We start from the raw sequence: 11,740 nt of genomic DNA on the forward strand, positions 1-11,740 counted from the left end.
GTACGCGGCGAAATCGTGCCTCGGGAAGGGGGGGCGCGCGTCAAAAGTGCTCTTTTTTTTGTGATTCCCGCACCCTTTTGGGGCTTCGCCGCACCGATTCGGAGCATTTCTGAATGGCGCTTTAATTCTCTTCAACGTGGTCTTAACATCGGGTTGGCAACGTTTTTTCGGGCGCTCTTTCGCCCGGCCGTTAGCCAGTGTGGAAGCGCGGTTTGACGCGCTTGCCAATGACGTCGCAGCACGTGCCGGCATTGCATCAGATGCCGACGCAGTGCGTTGCGCTTACCCGTTCGAACTTCTCGGAGAGAGAGATGAGATTGAAGACCACCAAGCTGCGCGACGCCATCCGGGTATCGCTCACCGCGGGCGCCGCGGCGTTGGCCCTGTCCGGAACCGTGATGGCGCAGGAGCAGCCCGCGAGCGAACTCAAGAGCCTGGACACGGTCAGTGTCACCGGTACGCGCATCAAGAGCCAGACGATGACTGCCTCCAGTCCGGTGGCCGAGATCAACAAGGAAGAATTCCAGTACACCGGCTCGACCAAGGTCGAAGATCTGATCAATCAGTATCCACAGCTTTCGGCGAGCTTCGACAACTTCGCCAACAATGGCTCGCAAGGGTATGCGACCGTCGACCTGCGCGGACTGGGCGCGCAGCGTACCTTGACCTTGGTCAACGGCAGGCGCATTCCCAAGGGCATCGGCGAGAGTCCGGATATCAGCATCATCCCGGCCGCGCTGGTGCGTCGCGTGGACATCCTCACCGGCGGCGCCTCGGCGGTGTATGGCTCGGATGCCGTTGCCGGCGTGGTCAATTTCGTGCTCGACGACGAGTTCGAAGGGGTCAGCGTCGACATGGGCTACAACGCCTACCAGCATGACAACGGCAATACGTTGATGCGCGGTCTGATGGACGATGCCGGTTACGATTACCCGACCGGAAACTCCGGTTTCGACGGCATCTCCCGCAACGTGGACCTGGCCATCGGCGGCAGCTTCGGCGAAGCGGGGCATGCCACCGCATGGGCCACCTGGCGCGAGAACGATCCCCTGCTGCAGGGCCAGCGCGATTACTCCGCCTGCGCCCTGAGTAACAGCGGCACCGCGTGCGGCGGGTCTGCCACTGCAGATCCGGCCAACTTCTACGTCGTCGCTCCGTCTGCAGGTGCCTTTTACGTGCAGCCTTCGGCCGGCGGAACCTGGTCGCAGGTCGCATCCCCGAATCTCTACAACTTCGCGCCGCTGAATTACTACCAGCGTCCGGATACGCGCTACACGGCCGGCACCAACATCAAGTACGAGGTCAACGAGCACTTCAAGCCCTATCTTGAAACCCTGTTCGTCAACCGCAAGAGTTCGACGCAGATCGCGCCGTCGGGTGCGTTTTTCACCGACCTCAACGTCAACTGCGCCACCTCGGTGATCGGTAGCCTGTGCAACGACGTCGGCATCACCGACGATGAGTTCACCGTCTATGTGGCCAAGCGCAACGTCGAAGGCGGCCCGCGCATCACCGACTCGGATACCAACAGTTTCAGCATCACCGCCGGTGCCCAGGGCGATATCAACGACAACTGGTCCTACGACGCGTCCTTCACCTACAACCGCAGCACGACCAAGTCCGAGAACATCAACGACTTCGTGACCACCCGTGTACGCGATGCGCTGCTGGGCTGCCAGCCGGGGGCGTTCGATGGCTGCGTGCCCTATAGCGTGTGGACCGACAGTGTCACCGCTGCAGAGGCGCAAGCGCTGCAGGGGGTTGGTATCGTCAATTACGAAACCTCGATGCGCGTGTTCAACGCCTACGTGACCGGCAATTTCGGCTACAGCCTGCCGTGGGCCGGGGACAATCCGATCAGCGTCGTCGGCGGCGTGGAAACGCGTACCGAAACCTTCAAGCGGGTGGCCGACAGCAACATGCAGACCGGCAACTTCACCGGTCTGGGCGGCCCGACCTCCAATGTCTCCGGCGACATCGGCGTCAAGGAGCTGTTCCTGGAGGGCGCGGTGCCGCTGGTGGCGCAGGCCGGCAGCCTGGATCATCTCGACATGCAGCTTGGCTATCGCTACTCGGACTACGACATCTCCGGTGGCGTCAGCACCTACAAGGCCGGTCTGGGCGCGACATTCGCCGACGGCAAGTATCACCTGCGCGCCGGCTGGAATCGCGCAATCCGCGCGCCGAACGTCACCGAGCTGTATAACGAAAATACGATCGGATTGTGGAGCGGCAGCGACCCATGCGCCGGTGCCAACCCGGTCTTTACCCAGGCCCAGTGCGCCAATACTGGCGTGACGGCGGCGCAGTACGGCCGCGTTGCGGCAAACCCGGCGGGCCAGTACAACGAAATCGGCGGCGGTAATACGACACTGCAGCCGGAAACGGCCAACACCTGGACCGTCGGTTTTGCTGCCAGCCCCATCAAGGGGCTCGATCTGAGCGTGGATTACTACGACATCAAGATCGACGACGCCATCCGTGCCATCGGTTCCTCCAACATCCTGACCGCATGCGGCGTGACCGGCAACGCGGATATCTGCAGCCGCGTCCGCCGCAATGCCACCACAGGCGACCTGTTCCGCGGCAGCGACCCGGACGTCTCCGGCCTGATCTTCAATTCCCAGGATAATTTTGGGTCGCTGCATTTCCAGGGCGTGGATCTGACCGCGTCGTACGCGTGGAGCGTCGGCCCCGGGCGCCTGACTGCCTCGATGATGGGCAGCTACGCCATCAAGCAGGAATACGAGCCGGTTCCGGGTGTGCAGGAAGTGACCTACGACTGCGCCGGCGTGGTGAACGTGGCCTGCAACAGTGCCGAATGGCGGCATGTGCTGAGCACGCGCTACAGTTTCGATCGGTACACCGTCAGCCTGCGCTGGCGCTATATCGGCGAGCTGGATTACCAGAACACCGACGGGACCCGTGGCACAACCGACGTACGCCTGGTGAACCAGGACAACAAGGTGTCGGCGTACAACTACTTCGACCTCTCCGGTTCGATGCAGCTGGGCGATTACGTCACCTGGACCTTGGGCATCAACAACATCGCCGACAAGGAGCCGCCGCTGGTGGGTGGCAGCCTGACCTTCAACGGCAACTCGCTCGCCGGTTACGACCAGGCGGGTCGTTACTTCTTCACCAGTGTGGGCCTGCGCTTCTGAGTCGCCTTGCGACCCGGTAGAACAACGGCGAGCCTTGGCTCGCCGTTGTTTTTTGATTGCCTGCATCTGGTGGCGATGGTGTGCCGCGCTGCAACCTTCAGAGCACCACCGTGGCCGAGTGCATGGCGCTTGGGTATCTGGCCGAGCTCGAAGGCCGCGTCAACGCGTTACGCCACCGGCTCACGCAGCAACGGCGACTCCCAGCCCGGGCGCGGTGCGAAACGCTCGCCATGGCGCGCCTGCAGAGCCAGCAGGCGTTCGAGCAGGGCATCGGCACCGACGCTGCGGATATGCTGGATCGGGCCACCGCGGAACGGCGCAAAGCCGGTACCGAAGATGACACCGGCATCGAGCAGGTCGGCATCGGCCACCACGCGATCGTGCAGGCAGGCGACCGCTTCGTTGAGCAACGGCAGGATCAGGCGATCTTCCAGGTCTGCCGGCACCGCGTAGCCGCTGGCGACCTCGGGCTTGACCGCGCGCCCGTTCTCCCACTTGTACAAACCCTGGCCGTCCTTCTTGCCGCGCTTGCCCGGCTCCACGGTGGCCAGCGCCGCGGGAATCGGCAGGTGCAGGAAGGGCGCGAGCTCTGCGCCCACACCGGCGGCGACATCCAGCCCCACCGTATCGATCAGTTCGATCGGCCCCATCGGCATGCCGAACTTGACCGCCGTCTTGTCCAGCACCGGGCCCGGCACGCCCTCAGCATACGCGGTGGCCGCTTCGAGCAGGTACGGGAACAGCACGCGATTGACCAGGAAGCCCGGTGTGCCGGCCACCGGTACCGGGAACTTGTCCAGCGCCTTGCAGAATGCCGCCAGGCGCGCGACGTTGGCCGGATCCAGCCCGTCGTGCTGCACGATCTCCACCAGCGGCATCATCGATACCGGGTTGAAGTAGTGCAGGCCGGCAAACTGCGCCGGGCGCTGGAGATGCTCGCGCAACTCGGTCAGCGGAATCGACGAGGTATTGGTGGTCAGCAACGCATCGGGCTTGAGCTGCGGCTCGACGGACTGGTACAGCTCGCGCTTGGCCTGCGGGTTCTCGATGATCGCTTCGATCACCAGGTCCGCCTGGGCCACGCCCGCACCGGCCAGGTCGCCACGCAGGCGCGCGGCCACTGCTGGCCGCTTGGCCTCGTCCTTGACGCGCTTGGCGAACAACTCGCCGCCACGGCCCAGTGCGGTGTCGATGAAGCGCTGTTCGCGATCCTGCAGCGTCACCTCGAAGCCCTTGTAGGCAGCCCAGGCCGCGATATCGCCGCCCATCACGCCGGCACCGACCACATGCACATGGCGAATCGGGGGCAAGGCCGCAGCGCCGGCGTCCTTGCCGCCCAGCACCTTCAGGCGCTCGGTCAGGAAGAAGATGCGGATCAGGTTGCGTGCGGTCGGCGTACTGGCGAGCTTGACCACCGCCTTACGCTCGGCCGCCAGGCGCGCCTGGATGCCGCTGCCGCCGGCACGTTCCCACACGTTGATCAAGGCGTAGGGCGCCGGGTAATGCTCCTTGCGCGCCTTGCGTGCGACCTGCTTGCGCATCTGCGGCGCCAGCAACTTGCGCGCGAGCAGGGTATTGGTGGCCCATGCGGTGGCGCGCTGCTTGAACGGACGTTTGCTGCCGGTGAGCGCCAGCGCGGCGGCGACATCGACCAGCACCGCCGGCGCGGCGACCTTGTCGACCAGGCCCATGGCGCGTGCGGCCTTGGCCGCGACGGTGCGGCCGGTCAGCATCAGGTCCATCGCTGCCGGCGCACCGATCAGGCGCGGCAGGCGGGCGCTGCCGCCCCAGCCGGGAAAGATGCCGAGCTTGGTTTCCGGCAGGCCGATGCGGGTGCCGGCATCGTCGGAGGCCACGCGATACCGGCACGCCAGCGCGATCTCGGTGCCGCCGCCCATGCAGAATCCGTGAATCGCCGCGACCGTGGGGCAGGGCAGCTCGGCCAGCTTCTGAAAGACGTTCTGGCCGCGGTGGATCGCATCGTTGACGGTGCCCTTGCGGTCGAACTCCTGGAATTCCTTCAGGTCGGCGCCGGCGATGAAGCCGTTGGGCTTGCCCGAGCGCAGCACCACGCCCTTGGGCGGGTCCAGCGCCAGGCGTTCGACCAGCGCGCCCAGTTCGAGCAGCACCTCCTGCGAAAATGCGTTGACCGGTGCGCCCTGGCGATCAAGGCTGAGTACGACCACGCCGTCCTCGCGCAGGTCGGCCTGCCAATGGCTGAATCGGAGCCCGTCGAAACCTGGAAGCATGCGTCTGGCCGTCCGGAGATATAAGGAAAGGTCGTTATCATCCAGAGGTTGTTTCCTTCACGTCAAATACCCATACCTGTCGGCAGGGCGACGCGCGCCTGGTGCGAGGCGTCGCCAGTAGCGCATCGGTGCAGCTAGCCTGTTGCGTGACGATCGCACGGATCGGTATGAACTTTTCCCTTCAATGGTTGTCTTATTGCCCGACTTCGGTGGGCTGACAGGAGTGCGGCCCGACATGGCCGAAGTCGATACACCTCAGGAGCTTGACCTGGAACTGGTCCGGCGTGTGCAGCGCGGCGAGAGCGCAGCGTTCGATGTGCTGGTGCGCAAATACCAGCACCGCATCGTTGCGTTGATCGGGCGCTACATCGCCGACTGGAGCGAATGCCAGGACGTGGCCCAGGATACGTTTGTGCGCGCCTACCGGGCGATCAACAGTTTCCGCGGCGACTCGCAGTTCTATACCTGGCTACACCGCATTGCCGTCAACACTGCCAAGAATCATCTGGTTGCGCACAACCGCCGTCCGCCCACCGACGATATCGAGATCAGCGATGCCGAACAGTTCGATGGTGCCACCCGCTTGCGCGACACCGACACCCCGGAGCGTGAACTGATGCGACAGGAGCTGGAACAAACGGTGATGCGCGCGGTCCAAGCCCTGCCGGAAGAGCTCCGGTCGGCCATCACCCTGCGCGAGGTGGATGGGCTGAGCTACGACGAAATCGCGCGAAAGATGGATTGCCCGATCGGAACGGTGCGCTCGCGCATCTTTCGAGCGCGCGAGGCCATCGACATCGAGCTGCGGCCTCTGCTGGAGACCGAAAGCGCCACCCGTGAGCGACACCGTGTATGAGCCATAACCCTGCCATGTCCACTACCGACAAGTTCGAGCGTCACTACCGCCAGCAGCTGTCTGCGCTGGTGGATGGCGAATTGAGCGCCGACGAGTCGCGCTTTTTGCTGCGCCGCCTGGCCCACGACGAAGAACTGGCCGGCTGCCACGAACGCTGGCAGCTGTGCGGCGATGTGCTGCGTGGTGCGGCCAGCGCGCCGGCACCGCTGGATTTTGCCGCGCGCGTGCGCAGTGCCATCGCCGATGAGCCGGTGCCGCAGGCGCAGCCATCCACGCGTCCGGCGGCGCGCTGGCGCTGGGGTGGTGGCGCGGCGATTGCGGCATCGGTCGCGGCGATCGCCTTGTTCATGGCGCGCGAGCGCTTGCCGGAGACGGCAGCGCCTGCCACGCAGGTCCCGGTGTTCGCCACCGTGGCACAGCTGCCTGGCACCGCGCAGGCTCCCACCACGCCCGTGGCGCCGAAGGGGCCGGCCGAGCCTGGCCCGGCAGCTCCCGACGAGGTCGCCGCGCTGGCCGCAGCGGTGCCGGCTGCCGCGCTGGCATCCACGCGCCGTGGCGCGGCCACGCGCAACCAACAGGTCGCCCGCAGCGTCGCGGCGCGGCAGCAGCAGGCGCCAGCCCGCGCGCTGGCATCCGCTGCTCCCGCCTCGGCGGCCGCCACGGCCGTTGCGGCGCCATCGAATCCGTTCACGCATCCGGATACCACCCTGCAGGCGCGCCCGTGGCCGCGTGCGGCGCTGTCCGGTGCCGGCGACAGTCCGCTCAATGCCAGCTTCCGCCAAGGCGGCCAAGGCACCGCGTTCTATCCGTTCGAGCCCGCGCCGCAGGGTGTTGCCAGCCCTGCGCCAAGCCGGCCGCTGCCGGTGCAGCCGCCGCAGGATTGATACCGCCGCCGCTCTTCATCCGTTCGGCGCTTCCCCTTCCGTTATCGTGCCGGACCCCTGCAACGGCAGGGGCTTTGGCCCCTGTCGCCCTGCCATCGGAGGCAACCTGATGAACCACCGCATTCGCACCCAGATGTTCGGCCTGATCGCCATGACCTTGCCGCTGGCCGCCTGCGCGCAGCAGTCCGCGCCCGCTGCCAAGGACGTTGCCCCGATTGCCGCCAACCGCAGCGCCACGCCGGCGCCGCAGCTGGTGGCCGGGTTGCCGGACTTCACCAATCTGGTCGAGCAGGTCGGCCCGGGCGTGGTCAATATCGAAACCACCATCACCCGCAAGGACGCCATGGCGCGCCAGCGGCGCGGTGGTCCGGGTGGGCAGGACGGCGGCGCGATGCCCGGCGATGAGCAGATGCCGGAATTCTTCCGTCGCTTCTTCGGTCCGGATTTCCAGATGCCGGGCGGGCCGCGCCAGGGGCCGGGACAGGGCGGCGATGACGATGGCGGCATCGCCGGCAAGTCGATGGGTTCGGGCTTCATCATTTCGGCCGACGGCTATGTGCTGACCAATCACCACGTGGTCGATGGTGCCAGCGAAGTCACCGTCAAGCTGACCGACCGCCGCGAGTTCAAGGCCAAGGTGGTCGGCAGCGACGAGCAGTTCGACGTGGCGTTGCTCAAGATCGACGCCAAGGGCCTGCCGACGGTGCGCCTGGGTGATTCCAACACGCTCAAGCCGGGCCAGTGGGTGGTGGCGATCGGCTCCCCGTTCGGCCTGGATCACTCGGTCACCGCCGGCATCGTCAGCGCTACCGGGCGCAGCAATCCGTATGCGGACCAGCGCTACGTGCCCTTCATCCAGACCGACGTGGCGATCAACCAGGGCAACTCCGGCGGCCCGTTGCTCAATACGCGCGGCGAGGTGGTCGGCATCAATTCGCAGATCTTCTCCGCCTCCGGCGGCTACATGGGCATCAGTTTCGCGATCCCGATCGACCTGGCCTTCAGCGCCGCCGAGCAGATCAAGGCCACCGGCCACGTGAGCCGCGGCATGCTGGGTGTGGCGGTCGGCCCGATCGACTCGCTCAAGGCGCAGGGCCTGGGCCTGCCGGATACGCGTGGCGCACTGGTCAACGACATCCCGCCCGGTAGCCCCGCCGCCAAGGCCGGGATCGAGGTGGGCGATGTGATCCGCGCGGTCAACGGCAAGCCGATCGATGTCGCCAGCGACCTGCCGCCGATGATCGGGCTGATGGCGCCGGGTACCAAGGTCAACCTGGACGTGCTGCGCGATGGCAAGCCGCGCAAGGTGGCGGTCACCCTGACGACGCTGGACAACCCGGCCGGCAACGCTGCACCGCGCACCGCTGCCGACGACGCCAAGCCCGGCGCACCGGCCAGCGTGGAGCTGCTCGGCCTGCAGGTGGCCGATCTGACCGCCGTCGAGCGCAGCCGCCTGGGCCTGGAAGCAGGCGAGGGCGTGCGCATCGCCTCGGTGACCGGCGCGGCAGCACGCAGCACCCAGCCGCCGTTGTCGCCGGGTCTGGTCATCGCCCGCGTCGGCCGCACCAAGGTCGGCAGCGTCGCCGACCTCAACCGCGCCCTGTCCAGCTACAAGAAGGGCGACGTGGTCATGCTGCTGGTCACCGATGGCAAGGCGACCAGTTATGTGGCCTTGAAGGCCGGCGGCTGAGGGAGGAGTGGAGAATCGGGAATCGGGAATGGCAAGAGCGGCTCTGCGAGGTGAGAGCTCGCCTGGCTTTCCGATTCCCCACTCCCGATTCCCAATTCTCGGCCCCGCGGGGCCGTGGCGTGCGATAATGCTGCGTTACCCTGACGACGGCACCGCCGGCGCCCACCTCAATGTCCTCTGATTCAATGCGGAATATCCGCAACTTCTCCATCATCGCCCACGTCGACCACGGCAAATCCACCCTGGCCGACCGGATCATCCAGCTGTGCGGCGGCCTGCAGGCGCGCGAGATGGAGGCCCAGGTGCTCGACTCCAACCCGATCGAGCGCGAACGCGGCATCACCATCAAGGCGCAGTCGGTGTCCTTGCCGTATACGGCCAAGGACGGGCAGGTCTACCACCTGAACTTCATCGACACCCCGGGGCATGTGGACTTCTCCTACGAGGTCAGCCGCTCGCTGGCCGCGTGCGAAGGCGCGCTGCTGGTGGTGGATGCGGCCCAGGGCGTGGAAGCGCAGTCGGTGGCCAACTGCTACACCGCGGTGGAGCAGGGCCTGGAAGTGGTGCCGGTGCTCAACAAGATCGACCTGCCGACCGCCGACATCGAGCGGGCCAAGGCCGAGATCGAGGCGGTGATCGGCATCGATGCCGAGGACGCGGTGGCGGTCAGCGCCAAGACCGGTCTGAACATCGATCTGGTGCTGGAAGCGATCGTGCAGCGGATTCCGCCGCCCACCCCCCGCGACACCGACAAGCTGCAGGCGCTGATCATCGACTCGTGGTTCGACAACTACCTGGGCGTGGTCTCGCTGGTGCGCGTGATGCAAGGCGAGATCAAGCCGGGCAGCAAGATCCTGGTGATGTCCACCGGCCGCACCCATCTGGTCGACAAGGTCGGCGTGTTCACGCCCAAGCGCAAGGAGCTTGCCGCGCTGGGCGCGGGCGAAGTGGGCTGGATCAACGCCTCGATCAAGGACGTGCACGGCGCGCCGGTCGGCGACACCCTGACCCTGGCGGCCGACCCGGCGCCGCATGCATTGCCCGGTTTCCAGGAAATGCAGCCGCGCGTGTTCGCCGGCCTGTTTCCGGTCGATGCCGAGGACTACCCGGATCTGCGCGAGGCGCTGGACAAGCTGCGCCTGAACGATGCGGCGCTGCGCTTCGAGCCGGAAAGCTCCGAAGCGATGGGCTTCGGCTTCCGTTGCGGCTTCCTCGGCATGCTGCACATGGAGATCGTGCAGGAGCGGCTGGAGCGCGAGTACAACCTCAACCTGATCTCGACCGCGCCGACCGTGGTCTACGAAGTGCTCAAGACCGACGGCAGCATCGTCCCGATGGACAATCCATCCAAGCTGCCGCCGCTCAACAACGTCGAAGAGATCCGCGAGCCGATCATCCGCGCCAACATCCTCACCCCGCCCGATTACGTCGGCAACATCATCACCTTGTGCGAAGAAAAGCGCGGCACCCAGATCGGCATCAACTACCTGGGCAGCCAGGTGCAGATCAGCTACGAGCTGCCGATGGCCGAAGTGGTGCTGGATTTCTTCGACAAGCTCAAGTCGGTCTCGCGCGGCTACGCCTCGCTGGATTACCACTTCCTGCGTTTCGATGCCGGCCCGTTCGTGCGCGTGGATACGCTGATCAATGGCGACAAGGTCGATGCGCTGTCGATCATCGTGCACCGCAGCTATGCCGACCGGCGCGGCCGCGAACTGTGCGAAAAGATGAAGGACCTGATCCCGCGGCAGATGTTCGACGTGGCGATCCAGGCCGCCGTGGGCTCGCAAATCATCTCGCGCTCCACGGTCAAGGCGATGCGCAAGAACGTGTTGGCCAAGTGCTATGGTGGCGACGTTTCGCGCAAGAAAAAGCTGCTCGAAAAGCAGAAGGAAGGCAAGAAGCGCATGAAGCAGGTCGGCCGCGTGGAGATTCCGCAGGAAGCCTTCCTGGCTGTCTTGCAGATGGATAAGTAGCTGGGAATGGTAAATCGGGAATCGGGAATCGTAAGGGCGCGAGTGCTCCTGCTGTTCCCATTCCCCATTCTCGATTCTCGATTCCCTTTCCGAAAGGAACATCAATGAAATGGTTTGAAATCGCCCTGGTTGTGCTGACGCTGGGCACCGGCTTCATCTGGCTGCTGGACAAGCTGTTCCTGGCCAAGCGCCGCGCTGCACGTGCCGGTCTGCTGGACAGCGAGCCGGCGATCATCGATTACTCGCGCGCCTTCTTTCCGGTGCTGGCGGTGGTGTTGATCCTGCGCAGCTTCGTCGCCGAGCCGTACAAGATTCCGTCCAGCTCGATGATGCCCAACCTGCTCATCGGCGACTTCATCCTGGTCAACAAGTTCGCCTACGGCTTCCGTCTGCCGATCACCAATACCAAGTTCATTCCGACCGGCGAGCCCAAGCGCGGCGACGTGGTGGTGTTCAAGCCGCCGCATGCGCCCGACCAGAACTGGATCAAGCGCGTGGTGGGTCTGCCGGGCGACAAGATCGGCTTCCACGGCGATACGCTGTACATCAACGACAAGCCGATGCGTTACACGGTCAAGGGCGAGTACATCGGCAAGGGCAAGGGCGCCGAGATGACCGGCACCACCTTGCTGGTCGAGGACTTGCCGGGCCGCACCCACACCGTGCTGGAGTGGGTCGACCGCAACATGCCGGCCGGGCAGGGCGACTGGACCGTGCCGGCGGACAGCTATTTCGTGATGGGGGATAATCGCGACAACAGCGAAGACAGCCGGTTCTGGACCCAGACGCACTTCCTGCCGGAGGCCAACCTGCGCGGCAAGGCGTTCCTGATCTGGCTCAATTGCGAAGGATGGTTCTGCAAGGGGAGTTTCGATCCGTCGCGGATCGGGACCGGAATCCAGTAATGCACGCACGGCGTGC

The 11,740-nt window shown here is 65.4% G+C and carries 7 protein-coding genes; 6 read left to right on the forward strand and 1 reads right to left on the reverse strand.

The genetic code is table 11. From position 1 onward, the window contains the following. Nucleotides 1-311: 311 nt before the first annotated feature. Nucleotides 312-3,164 carry a TonB-dependent receptor gene (locus CPBF1521_RS06820; RefSeq protein WP_104650558.1) on the forward strand — a complete coding sequence of 951 codons (2,853 nt, stop codon included), beginning with the start codon at nucleotides 312-314 and terminating at the stop codon, nucleotides 3,162-3,164. 167 nt (nucleotides 3,165-3,331) lie between these two features. On the opposite strand, the gene CPBF1521_RS06825 is transcribed toward CPBF1521_RS06820, so the two are convergent. Beyond that, entirely contained in the window at nucleotides 3,332-5,413 is a 2,082-nt protein-coding gene (locus CPBF1521_RS06825) for a 3-hydroxyacyl-CoA dehydrogenase NAD-binding domain-containing protein (RefSeq protein ID WP_115676412.1), read from the reverse strand. Between the two features lie 235 nt (nucleotides 5,414-5,648). Here CPBF1521_RS06825 and rpoE point away from each other — a divergent pair, with 235 nt between their 5' ends. The 5 genes from rpoE (at nucleotide 5,649) to lepB (ending at nucleotide 11,724) form a co-directional block, all read left to right on the forward strand. After that, nucleotides 5,649-6,269: an RNA polymerase sigma factor RpoE gene (gene rpoE, locus CPBF1521_RS06830; protein WP_043908138.1), complete on the forward strand. Its 621-nt coding sequence runs from the start codon at nucleotides 5,649-5,651 to the stop codon at nucleotides 6,267-6,269. Beyond that, nucleotides 6,266-7,153, forward strand: coding sequence for a sigma-E factor negative regulatory protein (locus CPBF1521_RS06835; RefSeq protein WP_115676413.1), 888 nt, complete (start codon nucleotides 6,266-6,268; stop codon nucleotides 7,151-7,153). Before rpoE ends, CPBF1521_RS06835 begins: the two co-directional genes overlap by 4 nt. A 109-nt stretch (nucleotides 7,154-7,262) precedes the next feature. Next, entirely contained in the window at nucleotides 7,263-8,843 is a 1,581-nt protein-coding gene (locus tag CPBF1521_RS06840) for a DegQ family serine endoprotease (protein ID WP_115676414.1), read from the forward strand. A 185-nt stretch (nucleotides 8,844-9,028) separates the two neighbouring features. Continuing rightward, nucleotides 9,029-10,819, forward strand: a complete 1,791-nt coding sequence (lepA, locus tag CPBF1521_RS06845) for a translation elongation factor 4 (RefSeq protein WP_161960003.1) — start codon at nucleotides 9,029-9,031, stop codon at nucleotides 10,817-10,819. A gap of 104 nt (nucleotides 10,820-10,923) precedes the next feature. Then, nucleotides 10,924-11,724 (forward strand): signal peptidase I, encoded by an 801-nt coding sequence (gene lepB / locus CPBF1521_RS06850; protein WP_011036465.1) that lies wholly within the window; start codon nucleotides 10,924-10,926, stop codon nucleotides 11,722-11,724. Nucleotides 11,725-11,740: the final 16 nt, after the last annotated feature.

The organism is Xanthomonas euroxanthea, assembly GCF_900476395.1.
Classification (GTDB): domain Bacteria; phylum Pseudomonadota; class Gammaproteobacteria; order Xanthomonadales; family Xanthomonadaceae; genus Xanthomonas; species Xanthomonas euroxanthea.

Excerpts from the sequence above, each read along its gene's own strand:
- CPBF1521_RS06820 (WP_104650558.1), top strand. The coding sequence starts at position 312 with ATGAGATTGAAGACCACCAAGCTGCGCGACGCCATCCGGGTATCGCTC.
- CPBF1521_RS06835 (WP_115676413.1), top strand. The coding sequence starts at position 6,266 with ATGAGCCATAACCCTGCCATGTCCACTACCGACAAGTTCGAGCGTCAC.
- lepB (WP_011036465.1), top strand. The coding sequence starts at position 10,924 with ATGAAATGGTTTGAAATCGCCCTGGTTGTGCTGACGCTGGGCACCGGC.
- lepA (WP_161960003.1), top strand. The coding sequence starts at position 9,029 with ATGCGGAATATCCGCAACTTCTCCATCATCGCCCACGTCGACCACGGC.
- CPBF1521_RS06825 (WP_115676412.1), bottom strand. The coding sequence starts at position 5,413 with ATGCTTCCAGGTTTCGACGGGCTCCGATTCAGCCATTGGCAGGCCGAC.
- rpoE (WP_043908138.1), top strand. The coding sequence starts at position 5,649 with ATGGCCGAAGTCGATACACCTCAGGAGCTTGACCTGGAACTGGTCCGG.
- CPBF1521_RS06840 (WP_115676414.1), top strand. The coding sequence starts at position 7,263 with ATGAACCACCGCATTCGCACCCAGATGTTCGGCCTGATCGCCATGACC.